Annotated in this window: 17 protein-coding genes and 1 riboswitch; of the genes, 4 read left to right on the forward strand and 13 right to left on the reverse strand. The window is 64.2% G+C overall.

Annotated elements, in window-relative coordinates:
- Nucleotides 1–152 precede the first annotated feature (152 nt).
- Nucleotides 153–1,136, forward strand: a complete 984-nt coding sequence (locus FR728_RS09995; RefSeq protein WP_149892533.1) for a DMT family transporter — start codon at nt 153–155, stop codon at nt 1,134–1,136.
- Between the two features lie 91 nt (nt 1,137–1,227).
- Here FR728_RS09995 and FR728_RS10000 read toward each other — a convergent pair whose 3' ends face one another.
- From FR728_RS10000 to FR728_RS10020, 5 genes are all read right to left on the reverse strand, one after another.
- Nucleotides 1,228–1,836 (reverse strand): ABC-type transport auxiliary lipoprotein family protein, encoded by a 609-nt coding sequence (locus FR728_RS10000; protein ID WP_149892534.1) that lies wholly within the window; start codon nt 1,834–1,836, stop codon nt 1,228–1,230.
- Nucleotides 1,837–1,892: 56 nt separating this feature from the next.
- A complete protein-coding gene (locus tag FR728_RS10005; RefSeq protein WP_149892535.1) occupies nt 1,893–3,545 on the reverse strand; it encodes an MlaD family protein in 1,653 nt (550 codons plus the stop codon).
- Nucleotides 3,546–3,554: 9 nt separating this feature from the next.
- Nucleotides 3,555–4,376 (reverse strand): ABC transporter ATP-binding protein, encoded by an 822-nt coding sequence (locus FR728_RS10010; protein ID WP_149892536.1) that lies wholly within the window; start codon nt 4,374–4,376, stop codon nt 3,555–3,557.
- Complete coding sequence (locus FR728_RS10015) at nt 4,376–5,518, reverse strand: ABC transporter permease (RefSeq protein WP_149892537.1); 1,143 nt, start codon at nt 5,516–5,518, stop codon at nt 4,376–4,378. Before FR728_RS10015 ends, FR728_RS10010 begins: the two co-directional genes overlap by 1 nt.
- A 121-nt stretch (nt 5,519–5,639) precedes the next feature.
- The gene (locus tag FR728_RS10020) at nt 5,640–6,848 is read right to left on the reverse strand and encodes an MFS transporter (RefSeq protein WP_149892538.1); all 1,209 of its coding nucleotides are present in this window, start codon (nt 6,846–6,848) and stop codon (nt 5,640–5,642) included.
- A gap of 114 nt (nt 6,849–6,962) precedes the next feature.
- Between FR728_RS10020 and FR728_RS10025 the strand changes: the two genes are divergently transcribed.
- The gene (locus FR728_RS10025) at nt 6,963–8,159 is read left to right on the forward strand and encodes a protein phosphatase CheZ (RefSeq protein ID WP_149892539.1); all 1,197 of its coding nucleotides are present in this window, start codon (nt 6,963–6,965) and stop codon (nt 8,157–8,159) included.
- Nucleotides 8,160–8,281: 122 nt separating this feature from the next.
- Here FR728_RS10025 and FR728_RS10030 read toward each other — a convergent pair whose 3' ends face one another.
- The 4 genes from FR728_RS10030 to FR728_RS10045 all read right to left on the reverse strand — a co-directional run bounded on the left by FR728_RS10030 (nt 8,282) and on the right by FR728_RS10045 (nt 12,797).
- The gene (locus tag FR728_RS10030) at nt 8,282–9,610 is read right to left on the reverse strand and encodes a globin-coupled sensor protein (protein WP_149892540.1); all 1,329 of its coding nucleotides are present in this window, start codon (nt 9,608–9,610) and stop codon (nt 8,282–8,284) included.
- A gap of 157 nt (nt 9,611–9,767) precedes the next feature.
- Nucleotides 9,768–10,757: a threonine ammonia-lyase gene (locus tag FR728_RS10035; RefSeq protein WP_149892541.1), complete on the reverse strand. Its 990-nt coding sequence runs from the start codon at nt 10,755–10,757 to the stop codon at nt 9,768–9,770.
- A gap of 166 nt (nt 10,758–10,923) precedes the next feature.
- Nucleotides 10,924–12,000, reverse strand: coding sequence for a glycosyltransferase family 4 protein (locus FR728_RS10040; RefSeq protein WP_149892542.1), 1,077 nt, complete (start codon nt 11,998–12,000; stop codon nt 10,924–10,926).
- Nucleotides 11,997–12,797, reverse strand: a complete 801-nt coding sequence (locus tag FR728_RS10045; protein WP_149892544.1) for a UDP-2,3-diacylglucosamine diphosphatase — start codon at nt 12,795–12,797, stop codon at nt 11,997–11,999. Before FR728_RS10045 ends, FR728_RS10040 begins: the two co-directional genes overlap by 4 nt.
- Before the next feature lie 210 nt (nt 12,798–13,007).
- Between FR728_RS10045 and FR728_RS10050 the strand changes: the two genes are divergently transcribed.
- Nucleotides 13,008–13,787, forward strand: coding sequence for an SDR family oxidoreductase (locus FR728_RS10050; RefSeq protein ID WP_149892545.1), 780 nt, complete (start codon nt 13,008–13,010; stop codon nt 13,785–13,787).
- 92 nt (nt 13,788–13,879) lie between these two features.
- Here FR728_RS10050 and FR728_RS10055 read toward each other — a convergent pair whose 3' ends face one another.
- From FR728_RS10055 to thiM, 4 genes are all read right to left on the reverse strand, one after another.
- Nucleotides 13,880–15,211: an OmpP1/FadL family transporter gene (locus FR728_RS10055; RefSeq protein ID WP_208998760.1), complete on the reverse strand. Its 1,332-nt coding sequence runs from the start codon at nt 15,209–15,211 to the stop codon at nt 13,880–13,882.
- Between the two features lie 648 nt (nt 15,212–15,859).
- Nucleotides 15,860–16,984, reverse strand: a complete 1,125-nt coding sequence (locus tag FR728_RS10060; protein ID WP_149892546.1) for a TRAP transporter substrate-binding protein — start codon at nt 16,982–16,984, stop codon at nt 15,860–15,862.
- Between the two features lies 1 nt (nt 16,985).
- Nucleotides 16,986–17,807: a bifunctional hydroxymethylpyrimidine kinase/phosphomethylpyrimidine kinase gene (gene thiD, locus FR728_RS10065; RefSeq protein ID WP_149892548.1), complete on the reverse strand. Its 822-nt coding sequence runs from the start codon at nt 17,805–17,807 to the stop codon at nt 16,986–16,988.
- Nucleotides 17,804–18,622 carry a hydroxyethylthiazole kinase gene (gene thiM, locus FR728_RS10070; protein ID WP_149892549.1) on the reverse strand — a complete coding sequence of 273 codons (819 nt, stop codon included), beginning with the start codon at nt 18,620–18,622 and terminating at the stop codon, nt 17,804–17,806. The genes thiD and thiM overlap by 4 nt, the downstream gene beginning before the upstream one ends.
- Nucleotides 18,623–18,699: 77 nt before the next feature.
- Nucleotides 18,700–18,809: riboswitch (TPP riboswitch) on the reverse strand.
- 118 nt (nt 18,810–18,927) lie between these two features.
- Between thiM and FR728_RS10075 the strand changes: the two genes are divergently transcribed.
- On the forward strand, nt 18,928–19,164 hold the full coding sequence (locus FR728_RS10075; protein WP_149892550.1) for an Lrp/AsnC ligand binding domain-containing protein: 237 nt from the start codon (nt 18,928–18,930) through the stop codon (nt 19,162–19,164).
- Nucleotides 19,165–19,217 lie beyond the last annotated feature (53 nt).

Raw genomic sequence — 19,217 nt, forward strand, 5'->3', positions numbered from 1 at the left:
GGAGCGGATGCAGGTGATGCACCGGCCCCGGTCCGCCATGTCTCCGGACAGGCTTGATCCTGCCCTGCCCGCCCCCCTCGTCAGGATACCGCACGACCTTCGCGCCCGGATCCGGCGACCTCGCCACCTGTTCAGCCCACGGCTTCCGCTCCATGTCCACGTCTGCCGCCCCCTCGCCCGTCTTCGGCATCGGCACCGCGCTTCTCGGCTTCGCCCTCTATGCCGTGCACGACGCGCTGACCAAATATCTCGGCACTACCTATTCGGTCTTCCAGATCATCTTCTTCGCCATGCTCTTTGCCTTCGTGCCCATGGCGGTGATGATGCTGGCGGACAAGTCCCACGGCAATTTCCGCCCACGCCACCCCTGGCTGGTGCTGATCCGCACAACCGCGTCGCTGACGGCCCTGACCTGCGGCTTCTATTCCTTCACCGTGCTGCCGCTTGCGGAAGTCTATGCACTGCTCTTTGCAGCCCCCTTGCTGATCACGGTCTTTGCCATTCCGTTGCTCGGAGAAGTGGTGCGGGCCCAGAGGTGGGCCGCCGTCGTCGTCGGCCTGGTCGGAGTGCTCGTGGTGCTGCGCCCCGGGGTCAGCGAGTTGTCGCTTGGCCACATCACGGCGCTGGCCTCCGCCTGTTCCAACGCGCTCGCCTCGGTGATCGTGCGCAAGATCGGCAATGAGGAGCGCTCTGCCGTCCTGATCATCTATCCCATGTTGCTGGCCATGGCGCTCATGGGCGCCCTGCTGCCGGGGGTCTACGTGCCGCCGAGCCTGCCGCACATGGGGCTGATGGCGACCATCGGCTTCCTGTCCGTCATCGCCCAGATCTGCGTGATCAACGGATACCGGTCCGCGCCTGCAGCCGTGGTGGCGCCCATGCAATACAGCCAGATCCTCTGGGCCGCCCTCTTCGGCCTGCTCTTCTTCAGCGAGCATCCCGATCTCTACGTCGGCATCGGCTCCAGCCTCATCATCGGCTCCGGCATGTTCCTGGTCTGGCGCGAAAGCCGCACGGCCGTTTCGGCCCGCAATCCGGTCTCGCGCACCTTCCTCGCCCGCTTTGCGCTTGCCTCGAACGTGCTGCGGCGCTCCGACCAGCCCCGGACATCCCCCCGGGAATCTCAGGCGGACTGACACGCCCCCCCCGAAGCCCCCTCCGGAATCTCATGAGAAAAAGGGCGCAGCCTCGCAAGGCCGCGCCGTTTCCCGACGCAGGCGTCCCGCGTCAGACCGTTCCGATCACCCAGGCCGTCAGGGCGGCGAGAACCTGCCCATTGGCGCGATTGAGCGCGCTTACCGCCTGCTCGGCCGTCAGGCCGGAAGAGGCAACCTCGGCGCGGAACACCTGCGTCGCAACCGAGCGGCCGTTGCGGTCATCCAGCAACCGGGCCGCCAGTTCCACCACGGCGCGATCTGCTCCCTCCGTCGTCAGGGCGAAGGTACGGATGTCCGTCTGAAGCTGATAGTCGATCAGGAGCCCCTCCCCGGGGAAGCCGACGCCACGCAGGGCACCGGTGTCCTGCAACGCCTCGGCAATCTTCGACTGCAGCACGTTGGGCAGGGCATCCGTCCAGGCCGCATCGGGGAAATAGCTGATCTGCAACCCGTTCTCGAGAACGGCGATGCGATCCGTATCCAGAGCCTTCAGCGCGCGCGGACGGGCCACCAGAACCTGCACGGCGCGTTTGCGCGTTGCCGGGACCTCGGGCGTGGCGGTCAGCTCGTAAAGGGCGGAAGGCCCCGTGCTGGCGCAACCCGACAAAGCCAGGGCCGCCGATCCGGCCAGCAGAAGGCCTGCCCCGCGAAGCACCTGCCGGCGGGAGGGATCTGTCATCTCGTGGCGTGCGTCGCTTGGGCCCTGCATCCGGTTCCGTCCTGTCTGGTCATCCCTCATCGCCGCTGTGCTCCTCCGGTGAAGGTGGGCACCTCTTCGCCGCCGAAGATGATGCGATTGGGGGCGCGGTCGAAATTCTCCACCGCGCGCTGGATGGACTGAAGTGTCCTGTTGATCTGGGCCATGGCCGCGGCAAAGTCGTCCGGCCCCTTGCTGGCAAAGCGGTTGAGACCGAGGGCGATGCTGTCGGCCCGGCTCTCGAAGGCCTGCGCCACCTTGCGGATGGAGGTCGCCGCCTTGGTTGCTTCCGCAACCAGCCCCTCGCCGTCCCCTTCCACCATCTCGTCGACCCGGTTGACGATGCCGTCGATCTTGGCCGAAGCCTGATTGAGGTTTTCCGCGATTTGGCGCGCATCGGCAATGATCTGGTCCACATCACCGGTGCGGTTGGCGAGCGTCATGCTCAGCTGCTCCACATTGGTCGCCGACCGCTGGGCAGACTGGAGGATCGCGTCGATGCCATGCTGCTGGTCGGCCAGACCCGCGCTCACCGTGTCCACGGAGGTCACGATGCGCGAGATCTTCTCCGGATCGAGTGCCGCCACCACATCGCGACTGTCCTCGGCAATGCCGTCCAGCTTCTCCATGAGATTGGCCGTGTCGGTCATGATCCGCGACACATCCGCATCGTGAGAGGAGAGCGTCGTGCTCAGGCGCTCCAGATTGTCGAGCGTGGTGCGGGTGGAAACCACGATCTGGTCCAGATCCGCCTTGCGCCCTTCCAGCAGCTCGCCGAGGCTTGCCGCCCCGCGTACCGCCTGGTCGACAGAAGCCGGATCAACCGCCGCAACGATCTTGCGCACGTCGGTCAGGCCGGCGTTAAGATCCTTGGTGAAGACCTGCAGGTCACGCGCGGCAACCTGCGCATCATTCACCACCTGGTCGATCCCCTTGCTGGCCCGGCCCAGGCTGTCGGTGAACTCCGAAATGTTCCCGACAATGTCTTCCACCTTGTCGGACGGCACGGCCGCCAGAATGCGCTCACCCTCGTCCACAAGCCCTTCCAGCCGAACGGAGAGGCTGGAAAACGCATCGCCCGCCTTGCCGATGGACGCCATGAAATTTTCCACGCCCTCGGAATTCGACGACAGGGCGGTTGTGAAGATCTCCACGTTCTTGAGCGTGTTGGCAACAGAATCCCGGTTGGCGCGCAGGAAGTCCTCCACCGTATCCATGGTGCTGTCCACCTTGGCGATCGCGCCGCGGGCACCGGAAACGATGTCGTCATAGGCAGACCGGCCAGCGCGGATCACCGGGATCTCGTTGCTGTCCTCGTCGAAGATGATCGGCGAATTCAGCGTGCCGCCATTGAGCTCGATATAGGCCACGCCGGACAGAAGCTGGAAATTGAGCAGCGCCGTCGTGTCGCCGCGCACCGGGGTGTTCGGCTTCAGGCGCACGGTGGCGATCACCACCTTCGGGTCATCCCGGTCGAAGTCCAGTCCGACCACATTGCCCTGCTTGATGCCGTTGAAATAGACGTCCCCGCCCACACTCAGACCGGTCACGGGAGCCGGCAGGATGATCTTCAGGAACTCGTTGTCCCGGGTCTCGGAGGTCACTGCCAGCCAGTAGACGAAGGCGAAGGCGGCCGCCAGCGTCGCCATCATGAAGGCGCCGATCGTGATGTAATTGGCCCGCGTTTCCATTCTCGTTCCTCAAACCCGGCGCAATGCGCGCTCGCCCCGGAAATAGGATTCGATCCAGGGATGATCGTTCTTCATCATGTCGTCCAGGGTGCCGATCGCCAGCACCTTCTTGTCGCCCAGCACGGCAATACGGTCGCAGACCGAAGCCAGACTGTCGAGGTCGTGGGTGACCATGTACACGGTCAAACCCAGGGTTCGGCTCAGTTTTCCGATCAGGCTGTCGAAGGCGGCAGCCCCGATCGGATCAAGACCCGAGGTCGGCTCGTCCAGAAAGACCAGATCCGGATCGAGCGCGAGCGCCCGCGCCAGAGCCGCACGCTTGATCATGCCGCCGGACAGCTCGGAAGGGAACTTGTCCGCCGCATCGGCGCTCAAGCCCACCAATTCCAGCTTCAGGATGGCCAGTTCGTCCATCAGGCGCTGGGAGATCTTCAGATGCTCGCGCATGGGCACCTGAATGTTCTGCTTGACCGTCAGCGAGGAAAACAGCGCGCCCTGCTGGAAGAGGACGCCCCAGCGCTTGTGAATGATCGCAAGCTCCTCCTCGCTCGCCGTATCCATGTCCTTGCCGAAGACGCGGATCGTGCCCTTGCGCTTGCGGGTCAGGCCGAGGATCGTGCGCATCAGCACCGACTTGCCCGTGCCCGAACCGCCGACAAAGCCCAGGATCTCGCCCTGACGCACGTCCAGGTCCAGCTTGTCGAGAATGATCTTCGGCCCGAAGCCGACGGTCACGTCACGCACCGAGAGAATGGCGGAATTCTCGCCTCCGGAAGATCCGGCCTCCGGCGCGCTCGCGTTGTTCTGGTCGGTTGAAACGAGGTCCTGCATCACACACCGATCGCCGCAAAGAAGACCGCGAAGATGCCGTCCACCACAATCACCAGGAAGATCGCCTTCACCACCGCAAGCGTCGTGCGCTTGCCAAGGGACTCCGTCGATCCTTCCACCTTGAGGCCCTCGACGCTGGCAATCAACCCCACGATCAGCGCCATGAAGGGCGCCTTCACCAGACCGACGAAGAAGGTCTGCATGGTCACTGTTGCCTGCAGCCGGTCGAGGAAGGGCTGCGGTGCAATGTCGAGATAGGCCCACGCCACCAGACCGGATCCGAAGAGCGAGGCCATGTCGGAAAGGAAGGTCAGGATCGGCACGGCCAGCATCAGGGCCAGCACCCTTGGCAGGATCAGCACTTCCGTGACGCGCAGGCCGATGACATGCAGCGCATCCACCTCCTCGCGCATGCGCATGGCGCCGAGTTCCGCCGTGATCGCCGAGCCGGATCGCCCGGCCACCATGATTGCGGTCAGGATCACGCCGATCTCGCGCAGCACAAGGACGCCTGCCAGATCAACCACATAGAGGTCGGCCCCAAACTGGCGCAGATAGAACCCGCCCTGCTGGGAAATGATGACCCCAATGAGGAAGCTCATGAGCAGGATGATCGGCACCGCGCCAATGCAGGTCCGGTCGAACTGGACGGCCGCCGACACGCTGCGCAGGCGCTTGGGCTGGATCAGCGTTGCCGCCAGCACCGTACCCAGCGACCCGAGGATATGCAGCATGGCCAGGCCGTCACGGCCCGCTTCCACCGTGACACGGCCCCAGCCTTCCAGAAAATCGGCGAGGGAATAGCGCGGACGGTCCGGCTTGAAGGCCGCCGGGTGATGCAGCTCGAGTTCGTGAAACAGGGTCTGCTGGTTCGCATCCATGCCGTCGATGACGACACGGCGCCCATCGAACTCCTGCGACCCGCGATAGCGATGGATCACCCAGGCACCGCTCGTGTCCAGCCCTTCGAGGGAGGAGAGATCCAGATGCAGCGAGCCTTTGCCCGACGAGGCGCCGACAAGGGCTGCTTCGCACTCGGTCAACCGGTTGACGACCCAGTCTCCGGACAGACGCAGGACCGCCTGGCCATCCTCATCGTCAACCCGGACCGCCGGTGCGGTGCTGTTTTCCTTGAAGGCCATTGGGTGGAGGGTCCCGCCGCATCTCGTGAACGTGAACCTATACCTTGCCAAGGGGTTAATGGTCCAGACGGGAACCCCGATTTCCCCCGATCCCGGGCCGGATGCCACGCCCCCCGGGCCTTCAACCGGCCCGGACGCTCCTTGCGCGCAAGAGCCCGAGAGCTGCAAGACCGACCGACCCCGCCCCGGCGCAGCAGGCCATGATCCAGAAGGGATAGGCGGGAGAGAGTTCATAAAGCGGCCCGCTGATCGCCATGCCCACCGCCATCAGCACGCCCGAGGACGAGGCAAGCACCCCCTGCCCTGTCGCGGCCCAACGTTCCGGCACCATGGCCGCGATGAAGCGGACCGCCCCCACATGGGTCACGGCAAAGGTCAGCCCATGCAGGGCCTGCAAGGGCAGCATGAAGGCGAGATTGCCGCCGGACAGCGGAAACAGGGTCCAGCGCAGCACGGCAGCAACGGCTCCGAACTGCACCAGCGCCAGAGGTGATAGCCGCCCGCTCACGCGTCCGATGACAATAAAGACGCCGATTTCCACCGCCACGCCCACCGACCAGAGGACCCCGACGAACGTGTCCGGAATGCCGCTGCTGCGGAAGAACAGGCTGCTGTAACCGTAATAGGCCGCATGGGACCCCTCGATCAGCCCGAGGCAGACAAGGGCAACCAGAAAGGCCGGTTGCAGCAGGATGGAGGGCGCCCGCTCGCCCGTCTCAGCCGTCGGGCGGGTGTCTGCCGTCGCGCCGGCCCTCTCCCCGGCCTTGTCGGCAGCAGGTGCAGCCTGCGGCAGGGCGATGGCCATGAGTCCCGTCGCAACGAGCCCCGCCAGAACGCCCAGGCCGATGAAGGTGCCGCGCGCCAGCTGGACTATCGGTCCACCGATGAGATTGGAAACGATGAAGGCGACGGAGCCCCAGAGGCGCATGCGGCCATAGTCGAGCCCGTGAGAGCGCACCGCGCTCATGGCATAGGCATCGCTCAAGGGCACGATCGGCGCCTGGAAGATGGTCAGCAGGGCGATCCCTGCGATCATGACTTCCAGCCGCTCTGTTGCGAGGAACAGGAGGACGCCTCCGGCCGCGATGAGCGAATAGAGGAAGATCGATCTGCGGCGCCGTCCGCTTCGGTCCGACAGGCCGCTCAGAACCGGGCTTGCGATAATGCGAAGGAGTGTCGTGCCGCCCAGAATGTAGCCGATCATCGCCGGATCGACCCCGCGCGCCTTCAGCACCAGCGGAAAGAAGGGCAGATAGAAGCCGAACCCGATGAAGTGACAGGCAAAAAGCCCGGAGATGCGGGGCCCCAATCCGAAACTGCCACGCAGCATGCACCCGTCCTGTGTCCGCCTAAAGAGATGTTAAGAATTTCCGCGCTACGGTCACGATGACCTGTCGTGGAAGTACGGCAATGACCGCCGGACTGGCAAGCCGAGAAAGCCTCAATGCAGACTGCAGAAGCCATCGACGATTCCCTGCCGCTCGACGAAGCCGAGTACCATACTCTGGAGCAGACGCTGCTGGAATCCCAGCGCGGACGTCGCTTTCTGAACGACTTTCTGAAGCGCAACAAGACGCCGGAAACCCAGGAGATCCTGGCGGCGATCCAGCGCATGGAAAAGTCCATGTCCCGCAAGGCGCGGGTGCCGGATCTCGACCGCATCCGTCTCGACATTGCCGAGATGCACGAGGCGATCGAGCGGACGAAGGGCGAGATTGCCAACATCAAGGCCGAGGAATCGGAAAGCAACCGCTTCGTTGATGCCTCCCACGAGCTGGACGCGATCATCACCCAGACCGAAGGCGCGACCCAGACCATCCTTGAAGCTGCCGAGCAGATTCAGGAACAGGCCTGGATCCTGCGTGAGGCCGGGGCTGATTCCGCCGTCTGCGACGAGATCGACGCCAAGTCGACCGAGATCTTCATGGCCTGCTCCTTCCAGGATCTGACCGGCCAGCGCACCAACAAGGTGGTGCAGGTGCTGCGGTATCTGGAGAGCCGCATCAACACGATGATCAACATCTGGGGCATCGAGGACGAGGAGGCCGCCACCGACATGGCGCCTGTCGACCTGCGCCCGGATGCCCATCTGCTCAACGGCCCGCAGCGCGACGGACTGGGAACGTCCCAGTCGAACATCGACGATCTGCTGACCGGTGCCTCTCCCATGTCCGCAGAAGCAGAAGCCAACTTCGAGGCAATGGAAGCAGCTGTGGCGGCGGCTCCCGCTCCGGCGAAGGCCGCCCCCGCAAAGGCCGCAGCGCCGGCCCCGGCTGCCGCAGAGACCGTTTCCGCCGACTTCGACTTCGACGCCATCGAGGTCGACGACGAGGACATGGTCGCCGGTGCCGTCCTCGATGCAGATGACATCGACAAGCTCTTCGACACCGCCTCCGGCTCCAGTGCCGACGAGGGCGACGCCGACGACATGGCCTCTGCCGTGTCCGAGGAAGAAGACATTCCGGAATTTGTAGCCGACATGGACGTCCTCGACGAGGCCGCCATCGACAAGCTCTTCGATCAGGAAAGCGAGGCTGCAGCCGACGCGGACTGGGAAGCCCAGGAAGCCGAGGACATCGACGAGAACAGCGATCCGCTGAAGCAGCTCAGCGAAGCCGAGCGCCAGGCCCTCTTCAACTGACGGCCTCGCGCCATACACAGTTCAATATGAAAACGGGCCGGAGATCTCCCTGGCCCTTTTTCTTGAAGTCCACTCCGGCCTCTCAACGGTGGCGCGACTGCCCGGAGAGGCGTGCCCCGCCGCTATCGGGCGAGCACCCGGTTGAAGAAGGTCTTGGCCTCACGGGTTAGCGTATCGGCCTGCTCCTGGAGATCCTTCGACATCAGGGAGATCTGGCTTGCGGACTGGTCTGCCTCGGCAATGGAATTGCGGACGGAGGAGATGCCGGTCGTGAATTCCGAAGAGCTTTGCGCCGCCCTTTGCACGTTGTGAGAAATCTCGGAAGTTGCGGCGGTCTGCTGCTCGACCGCAGAGGCAATGTTCGTTGCAATCTCGGAGACCTTGTTGATGGTCTCCGTGATCTGTTCGATATCCGCGACCGACTGCTTGGTCGCCTGCTGGATGTCGGCCACCTGCTGGGTGATCTCCTCCGTCGCGCGGGTGGTCTGGTTCGCCAGCTCCTTCACTTCGGCTGCCACCACTGCAAAGCCCTTGCCCATTTCCCCGGCGCGAGCCGCCTCGATGGTGGCGTTGAGCGCCAGCAGGTTGGTCTGTTCCGCGATCTCGGAAATCAGGCCGATGACGGAGCCGACCGTATCCGCCGCATTGGACAGGTTGCGCATGGAGGTATTCGTCTTCTGCGCACCTTCCACGGCCTTGCGGGCAATGTCGCTGGACATGCTGGCCTGGCGGCCGATCTCGGCAATGGCGCTGGTCATCTCCTCGGTCGCCGCCGCACTGTTGGACATGTTGCTGGCCGTATCCTGGCTGCCTTCGTCCATGGCCGTGACCCGGTGCTTCACCTGGTCCGTCACCTCGCCAAGGCTCGCGGATGTGCCCGCCAGCTCCCGCGAGGCCGTGCCGAGGGAGCCCATCACCCCGTCCATCACCTTGTCGAAATCGGAGATCGCGGTGCGGATCTCCTGCTCGCGCGCATCCGCCTGACGCATCAGCTCGTCATGATAGGTGGACAGGGCAAGATCCATGTCGAGCATCGCCAGCTTGGCAACGATCTTCATGTCCCGCGCCATGCGCGGGCCAAAGAGGTTCTTGCGCCCGAGCGCCCCCGCCAGCCGGGTCATCACGAAGGAATAGCCGCCGACATACCAGGTCGGGTGCAGGCCGATGCGCACATGCGCCAGACCGATGCGCGCCGAGTTCTCGAAATAGAGCTCGGACAGATCGGAGGTAAAGAGCTCTTCCCAATGATGGATCTGCGCCTTCACGAGGCTGGGCACCTTGTCGCCGATAAGCGCCGCAAGATAGGGCTTGGCCCTCATGTGGACGTAGAACTCGTCAAGGATATCCGGCAGAAGCGGCTTCAAACGGGGCCACAGGGCTTTGGCGCATTGCAGGTCAAACGGTGTGATCTTGTAGAACTGGACCTGTTCGTCTCGCGTCATCTTGGACATGGATCCTCCGGCACTGCCGAATCTCTGAATTCAAATCAAGATGACTATTTCCCGAATCCCTCAAGGAAGATTTAAACAAGCACGCATAAGTACTTACATTGTAAATACCTACAATAACAAATTATGAGAGGGCAGAATTGATCAAAAGATCAGGCGGTCAGAACGTAAGGCCGGTCAGCACCCGCAGGTCCAGATTGCCCCCGCTCAGCACCACCGCCGCGCACTTGCCACGCACATCCAGCTTGCCCGACAGGAGCGCGGCAAGGCCGATAGCTCCGCCCGGTTCCACCACCAGCTTCAGCTCCTGGAAGGCGAAGCCGACGGCTGCCAGCGCTTCCGCGTCGGAGACCACCAGCGGCTCTCCCAGACGCCCGTCCCGCCGCAGACCGTTGAGAATGCCGAAGCCGATGTCGCCGGGTCGCTCGGTCATCACCGCATCGCAGATCGAACCGCTCAGCTTTTCGTTGGACACGGGCACGCCGGCCTCAAGCGAGCGCTTGTAGTCATCAAAGCCTTCCGGCTCCACAGTGTGGAAGCGGCTCTCGGGCAGCGCGTGCGACAGGGCCAGCGCGATCCCCGCCGACAGGCCGCCGCCGCCCGTGCAGGCGAGAACGGAGACGGGCTCAAGACCCAGGGCCTTCGCCTGATCGGCAATTTCCAGCCCCACCGTGCCCTGACCGGAGATGACGTCGGCATTTTCGAAGGGGTGAATGAAGCTGGCGCCGCTTTCGTCACAGATCGCCCGGGCGATCGCCACCCGGTCTTCGCTCACCCGGTCATAGGTGACGACCTTCGCACCATATTCGGCCGTCCGCCGCAGCTTCACCTCCGGCGCATCTGCCGGCATGACGATGGTCGCGGGAACGCCGAAGATCCGCGCCGCAGCTGCGACGCCTTGCGCATGGTTGCCCGACGAACAGGCCACGATCCCCCGGGCGCGACGCTCCTCGGGAATGCGGCGCACGGCCGTATAGGCCCCGCGGAACTTGAAGGAACCGGTGCGCTGGAGACACTCGGGCTTGATCAGGATGGTGCCGCCGGTCACCGCATCAAGGGCAGCCGAGCGCAGAAGCGGCGTTTCCACCCCGTGACCCACCAGACCTTCACGAGCCTCGACAATCTCTTCCAGCCGCACAGTGTCGCTCATGGCGCATCCCTCGTTCGCTTGATGTGGGGGCAGGAAAAGGGGCAGGCGCGCCCCGCCCCCGAAAGGCAAGGAGCGCAGGATAAGCGAGCGGCGGGACCTTGGCAAAGGTCCGCAATCGATCAGGCAGGCTTATGAACCGGAACCATGCAACCGGCAGGGCGCGGACCTACAGATCCGCCCCCGTCGGCGCAGTCACGCCTTGCGCATCCGGCGCGCGGCGGATGCCGGCCTTGATGTCGTGGGCCCGATTGGCATTGTCGAGAAACTGCCGCGCACTGGCCGCCCAGGTGTAATTGAGGGCTATGGCCCGGCAATGTTCGCGCGGAATGTCGAGGGCGGCAAGACAGGCCTCGCGCAGATCATCGGAGAGCACCCCTGCCCCCGTATCGCCGATCACGTCGAGCGGACCCATGACCGGGAAGGCCGCGACCGGCACGCCGCAGGCCAGCGCCTCGAGCAGCACATTGCCGAACGTGTCCGTCAGCGAAGGGAAGACAAAGACATCCGCCGAGGCATAGTGGCGCGCCAGATCCTCACCCACCTTGGGGCCTGTGAAGTGCACGTCCGGATAGGCCCGCTTCAGGCTCTCCAGCTGCGGCCCGCCCCCGACAACCACCTTGGTGCCCGGCAGGTCGAGATCGAGAAAAGCCTCGATGTTCTTTTCAACCGCGACCCGGCCCACATTCATGAAGATCGGACCCTTCAGATCCTTCGGCAGGACGGATCCCTCGTGCGGGCGGAAGACCTCCTCATCCACCCCGCGCGACCAGCGCATCAGATGGGTGAACCCGCGGGCGGCAAGATCGCTTTCCAGCGTGCCGGTGGCCACCATGCAGCCCTGACCCGAATTGTGGAAGCGGCGCAGCCAGGCATAGGACCAGTCGAGCGGAACGGGCAGCCGTGCCGAGAGATATTCGGGAAAGCGCGTGTGGTAGCTCGTGGTGAAGGCCTCGCCGCGCGATTTGGCGACACTGGCCGCCAGGAGCCCCAACGGCCCTTCCGTGGCGATATGCAGGTGCTCGCAGGCAAACCGGTCAATGGCCCGCCGCACCATGCCCCGGTGGGCAAGCGACAGGCGGATCTCCGGATAGGTCGGGCACGGCAGGGTGTAGAAGGCCCCCGGCGTCAGGAACTCGACCCGAACCCCCATGCGCACCAGTTCCTGAGCCGTCCGCTCAAGCGAGCGCACCACCCCATTGATCTGCGGGTGCCAGGCATCCGTGACGATGAGGATCGAGCTCATGCGGCAACCGGCTGGGCTTTGGCCTCGTCCACCTCGATCACCTGAGCTGGGCGCGTCCAGCGGATCACCTCGAAGGTGCCATCGTGATGCTCGGCCACCGCCGTGCAGCTTTCCACCCAGTCGCCGGTGTTGATGTAGTGAATGCCGTTCATCATCTGATCGGCCGCATGGTGGATGTGACCGCAGATCACCCCGTCCACCCCCTGTCGCCGGGCCTCGTCGGAAAGGGTTTCCTCGAACCGCCCGATGAAGCTGACCGCGTTCTTGACCTTGAGCTTCGCCCAGGCGGACAGGGACCAGTAGGTCAGACCCAGACGGCGGCGCGCCACGTTCATCCAGGTGTTCAGCCCCAGCGCCGTCTCGTAGGCCTTGTCGCCGAAGAAGGCGAGCCACTTGGCGTGGCGGATGACCACGTCGAACTGGTCACCATGGATGACGAGATAGCGGCGGCCGTCCGCGCTCTCGTGGACGATGCTATCCACCACCTCGACACCCCCGAAATGGGTGCCGAGGAAGTCGCGCAGGAATTCGTCGTGATTGCCCGGAATATAGACGACGCGTGCGCCCTTGCGCCCCTTGCGCAGGATCTTCTGCACCACGTCATTATGGGCCTGCGGCCAGTACCAGGCCCGCTTCAGGCGCCAGCCATCCACGATGTCCCCCACCAGATAGACAGTCTCCGCCTCGTTCTGCTTGAGAAAGTCGAGCAGAAGGTCAGCCTGGCACCCGCGGGTTCCAAGATGAACGTCGGACAGAAACAGTGCTCGATAGTGATGGACTTTCGCTTCCTGCGCCATGGATCTTCTCCAAGTCGATCTGTTGCATGGCTATAGACGCGATTCAGGTTGCACTATTATGACAGCGTAGGATCCCGAGGCGGCAAATGGCGGAAATCCGCCACCATCCGCGCCATCTCCCGGCAGATTTGCCCTCGCCCTGCCGTTCGGTCTATCACCAAGCCAGCTGCCCGGCCGGGCAGAGCTCACCCATCGGGAGATCACGGGAACATGGATCTTGGACTGAAGGGCCGGAAGGCCATTGTCTGCGCCTCCAGCCGCGGCCTCGGCAAGGGCTGCGCCATGGCGCTGGCCGAAGCCGGTTGCGATCTGGTCATCAACGGTCGCGACGGCGAGACCCTTGCGGCGACGGCCCGCGAGATCGAGCAACGCTTCAGCGTCTCTATCACGGCCGTTGCCGCCGACGTCTCCACCGCAGAGGGCCAGAAGGCCCTTCTGGCCGCCTGCCCGGCACCGGACATTCTGGTGAACAACAACGGCGGCCCGGCGCGGCGCGACTACACAGAACTGACCCGCGAGGCCATGCTTGACGGGGTGGTGCAGAACATGGTCACGCCCGTCGAGCTGATCCAGGCCGTTCTGCCTGCCATGATGGAGCGCGGTTTCGGGCGTATCGTCAACATCACATCGCTCTCGGTGAAGATGCCGATCGAGGGGCTGGATCTCTCCTCCGGCGCCCGCGCCGGCCTGACGGCCTTCCTCGCCGGTGTCGCCCGCCAGATCGCCGGTTCCGGCGTCACCATCAACAACCTGCTGCCGGGCAAGATGGACACGGACCGGCTGAAGGGCGGCTTCGAGCGCGCCGCCAGCCTGAGCGGCCGCAGCGTGGACGACGTCAAGGCCGCGCAGGCCCGCGAGATCCCCGCCGGACGCTTTGGCACGGCCGAGGAATTCGGCCAGACCTGCGCCTTCCTCTGCTCCACCCATGCGGGCTACATGACCGGCCAGAACATCCTGCTCGACGGCGGCCTCTATCCGGCAGCCTTCTGAGAGGAAGCACGCAAGGCTTGAGCCCCCAAATACAAAAGACCCCGCGTCGATGACGCGGGGTCTTGTCGTTTCAGACCGTCAGGCCGATGCGCTTACCAGGTGTAGCGCATGGAGGCGGACAGGATGTCCACGGATGCTTCCACATCTCCAACGAGCGTTCCCTTGGTCGAGGAGTAATCCTGATGACCCGGGACAATGTTCAGCTCGGTATCGGTGCCGAAGATGTGGGTGTAACCCACGTCGAAAGACAGGCTGTCGTTGAAGTTGTAGGAGCCACCGGCGCTGACCCAGATACGGTCATTGTCCGGCAGACGGGCAGAGCGCACATTCGTGTCGATCGGCGACCATTCATAGGCTGCACCGGCGCGCAGGGTCAGCTTGTCGTTGAAGTCATATTCCGCGCCCAAGGACAGGAAGTAACCATCGCTGTAGTTGAACGGCAGCGAGGTCAGCTGGGCATTGCCGAGATCGGTCAGGAGAACCTTCGGCTGTTCCAGACGGCTCCAGTTGGACCACTCGAACGTGCCGAGGACCCGCAGCTTGTCGTTCACATCCTGCTTGGCAGACAAGGTGACGATTTCCGGCGTGATCAGCTTGGTGCTGATGTTGTACGCGCCAGCAGGCAGACCACCGGTAGCGACCGGGAGGACGACGGAGCCAGAGAGATCATGCGCGACCGCAGAACGAAAACCAAGACCAAGTTCGGTACCCTGCATCGGGGTGAACGTGACACCTGCGGTCCAGCCGACAGACGTGCTGTCACCAGCCAGCGACGTCGTACCAACACCAGACAGCGGGCTCGCGCCTGCGTTGGTGAGGCGAATGTCGATGTACTGGATCTGCGCACCAAGGGCGACGGAGAACATCTCGTTGATCTTGAAACCGGCGATCGGGTTCGCGTTGATCGAGAAGACCTTGGAGGAGCGGTTGTAACCAGCACCCGCCCAGTTCGGGTCATCCGGCTTGGTGGAGAGACCAAAAGGAGCCGTCAAGGCAAAGCCGAGGTAGGCTTGGTCGCTGAGCTTGTAACCGAAGTAGTTGGATCCGATCCAGGCATCGGAAGCAATATCGCCGGAGTCGACGGCGGTGGTCACCGCAACAGGAGGAGTGCCGGCGCCAAAAGCGTTCGCGGGAACGGTGTTCGAACCCTTGATCTCACCCTTCGGGATGATGAAGCTGTTGTGCGCTTCACTGGTCAGGCCGTCCTTGGCGCCAGTGATCGTCGCCGGGTTCCAGAAGATGGACGAGATGGACGGACCAGTGGTGCCGTTACCGGCGAAGGACATGCCCTGATAGTAGGAGCTCTGCTCGCGCAGGGCGAAACCGCCAGCATGGGCGCTGGTGGCAGCTGCGATGACCGCGAGCGCGCTGGCGCTCATCAGGACGGACTTGGAAAAGGCCCACGACATTTTCGAAACTCCCATGTTCCCCTCCTCCCGGGAAGGACTTGATCTCAATCCTTTCTGAAGCGGGAGAAACACAGGTTCAACACCCGAAGTGCGGCGAAGCATTTGCCGACGAAGCTCGCCGCAGCGCAAAATGACGCGGCCGCAACGCAAAAACCGGTGACGACCTGCCGTGCAACCTAACGTTTTCGTCACGTTTTGCCGCGAGTTCACCGCATTTCTTACAGGAATTCGTAACAATGATTAAAATTTAGGCAAATCTCGCATCCTGACCCTAGCGTCAAGATTCCTGAAGGACGTTGCGAAAATAGCACACAAAAACGACAGGGATGCCCTAGCGTCACCGGGAAAACCGGCAGGAAACGAGGCGCAACCAGCCGTTTTCGAGCCGATAGGGATACAAGCCGAAAGGGTGACGCAAGGGGATAACGAGATGATTCGTCGCAACCCGATCTGTTCACGGAGCGACACGACCCAACCGGCGAAAGTAAGGCAGGCGCCGCCCACAGACGCGGGTCAAAGCAACGCGTTCTTACCCACCTCTCGGAAGGCTACACGTAAAACGTGCAGTCCCATGCAGCAAAGCCCTCGGGTCCCGACGAGGGCCCCGAGGGCTGCGAGGCATCAGACCACCGGGGCCAAACCCCTGCGGAGGTGAAGGGCTGGTCAGAGGTCCTGATCGCGCGCGGCGAGGAAGGCGGAGAGCGCCACCCGGTTCCAGGGCGCAAGCCTTTCCTGTGCTGCGCGGGCACTGTCCCGGATGACCCGGCTCATCTCGTCACGGGACGCCAGGTCGTCCAGAACCACCCGCGTTTCCCGCCGCAGGGCCGCAAGCACGTCGGCCGGATAGAGCCGCACGCTCACCCCGTCCTGCTGCTGAAGCACGGCCAGCGCGCCGGCATTCTCCCAGTCGCTTTCCGCCAGCGCCCGGCCATTCTCCGCCTTGCAGGCTTCCAGCAGGATTGCCCGAAGATCTTCCGGCAGACGGTTCAGCGCCTCGAGGTTGAACAGCGCCTCCCCCGTGCCGTTGGGTTCGTGGAATCCGGGCGCGTAGTAATGGGACGCGACCTGCTGGAACCCCATGGCGCGGTCGCTCCAGGGCCCAAGGAACTCGGCGGCATCCAGCAAGCCGGATGACAGCGCTTGATAGATCTCGCCCGGCGCCGTCGTGGTCGGCACCGCCCCGAGCCGGGCCATGGCCGCCCCGCCCAGCCCCGGCATGCGGATGCGAAGGCCCTTCAGGTCCTCCACACTGGCAATCTCCTTGCGGAACCAGCCGCCCATCTGCACGCCGGTATTACCCGCCATCACCGGCTTGACGCCGAAGGGCTCATAAAGCCGGTCCCAGAGCTCCTGCCCGCCCCCCTGCTCGATCCACGAAACATGCTCGCCCGGCAGCAGGCCAAAGGGGAACGCGGTGAAGAAGACGCTGGCCGGCATTTTGCCCTGCCAGAAGAAGGAGGCGCTGTGGCCCATTTCCGCCGTGCCGGAGGAGACCGCATCCAGCACGCCGAGCGCCGGCACCAGTTCGCCTGCCCCATAGAGCGTGATGTCGAGGCGGCCACCAGACATCAGCCGGACCCGGTCGCAGATCCGCTGGGCGGTCACGCCGGGACCGGCGAGATTGCGCGGCCAGGACGTGACCAGCCGCCAGCGGATGGGCTCGTCTGTTCCGGTTGCTACGGCCGGAGCGGCCAGTGCGGCAGCCGCGGCCATGCCCAGCCCGGTCGAGACCCCGCCTTTCAGGAAAGCGCGGCGGCTGCGCGCAGGGTGTTTGGTCTGATCGGCCATGTCAGGCCTCCTGAAACTTGAAGAAGTGATGGACCGGGCCATGGCCCTGCCCGATGGAAAGCGTATCGGCTGCGGCAATCGCCCCGGTGATATAGACCTTGGCGGCCTCGACCGCCTGCGCCAGCGGCATTCCCTTCGCCAGACCCGCCGCAATCGCCGAGGACAGGGTGCAGCCGGTGCCGTGGGTGTTGCGGGTCACGTGGCGGGGCGCCTCCAGCCAGAAGCTCGCCTCCCCGTCGAGGAAGAGATCCGCGCTGGTTGCCCCCGCGCCATGTCCGCCCTTGAGCAGAACCGCCCTCGCACCCAGACGATGCAGCGCACGGGCCTGCTCCTCCATGGCCGCACGGCCCTCTGCCGGATCCGTACCCAGGATCCTTGCCGCTTCCGGCAGGTTCGGGGTGATGAGCGTCGCCAGCGGGAAGAGGTGATGCACGAGGCTGTCGACCGCATTGTCCGCCAGCAGCGGATCCCCCGAGGCCGCCACCATCACCGGATCCAGAACGATGGGTCCACAGCGATCCCCGTCCAGTCTCTGCAGCCGATGCAGCTCGGACGCCACCGTCTCGATGATGTTCGGCCGGGACAGCATGCCGATCTTCGTCGCGCCAACCGAAAGGTCCTCGTAGACGGCCCGCATCTGCGCCTGCACGAAGGCCGAGGGTAGCTCGTGGATGGCGCTGACGCCCAGCGTGTTCTGCGCGGTGAGCGCGGTCAGCACGCTGGCACCATAGACGCCATTGGCGGCAAAGCTCTTCAGGTCGGCCTGGATGCCGGCGCCACCGCCGGAATCCGAGCCTGCAATCGTCACGGCGATGGCCGTCATGAGGGTTCTCCCGAGTTGGTCGTCGCGGATGGTTGCGGAACGAGACGTAGATGCGTGGAAATGTCGTCGGCACTCAGCCCATGGAGGCGGTCCAGAAGCGCCGGCATCAGGCTGCCGGGTCCCTGGGCAACCGTGGCAGCCTGTTCGGCAGCTATGTTGAAAACGGAAAGGGCCGTGCCTGCCGCGATCAGCGGATCGTCGAGGACCGCGGCAAAGGCCCCCATCACGGCTCCCACTGCACAGCCGGTCGCCGTCACCCGCGACAGCAGGGCCGTGCCATTGGCAAGACCAAGCTGGCGTTCTCCGCTCATCACGAGGTCCGGGTCGCCGGTGACCGCAAGCGCATAGTCCCCCGCCCGGACATGGGCGTGAAGATCCCCGAGGGCCGCCAGCTCCGCCCCGTTGACCTTGACCAGATCCGGGCGCAGGTGATCCCAGCCGAGGAGGTCACGGGCGTAGGCAAGACGCACCGGTGACCGGTCGACGAAGACGGGATCGAGGATGACGGGACGCCCGGCCCCCTTCGCCCCGGCAAGCGCCAGGGGAATGGACTGACGGCGCACGTCATCCAGCGTTCCGAGATTGATCAGCAGCGCATCGGCGGACCGGGCGAAGCTCTCCACTTCCTCCGGGGCGATGGTCATCGAGGGAATGGCGCCAAGGGCCAGCAGCACATTGGCGGTCAGTTCCTGCGCCACCGCATTGGTGATGCAGTGGACCCGCGGCCGATGGGCGCGCAGACGCTCCAGCGCGCGGAAGATGTCGCGCGGCTTGAGAAACGCAAGATCGTGGGAAACATGTTCGGATGGTGTCATGACCCGCCCTCCCCAAGCGGGAGGACGGAGACAGGCCCGTCGCAACAGATGCTTTTCGGACGCGCACTGCGCCCCTGGCAGGATGCCATCTCAATCCCTCCGCCGGTACGAACCGGATCAGGTTCCAGGAGTTGGCATCATGCCTCTCAGCCCGGCCGTTCACCGGCGGGCACCCCCTTGAGACTTCATTTCGACCCGACAGCTAGCAAGCCACGTCCGGCTTTGCAAGAGGCGCGCGCATTGACGCAGCCGCCCGAATAGGCCATTCCCAAGGGCATCAGGACAATGCCCAGCGGGAGCCGGTGATGACCCCCTTCTTCGTGATGATCAAGTGCAGGCTCGGTGAGACCTATCAGGTGGCCGATGCCATCGCGATGGCGGAATTCGCCAGCGAAATCTATTCCACCAGCGGTGACATGGATCTTCTGGTGAAGATCTACATCGAGGAGGGCGAGGATATCGGCCGCTTCATCAACGAGAAACTCCATCCGATCCCCGGCATCCAGGACACGCGCACGATCATCACCTTCAAGGCCTTCTGATCGCGCCAGACCCCTTTGCGTGAAACGACAAGAGCCGCCGGCGGCTCCCTGCC

Origin of the sequence: Roseibium aestuarii (assembly GCF_008477545.1) — a bacterium.
In the GTDB taxonomy this organism is placed as follows: Bacteria; Pseudomonadota; Alphaproteobacteria; order Rhizobiales; family Stappiaceae; genus Roseibium; species Roseibium aestuarii.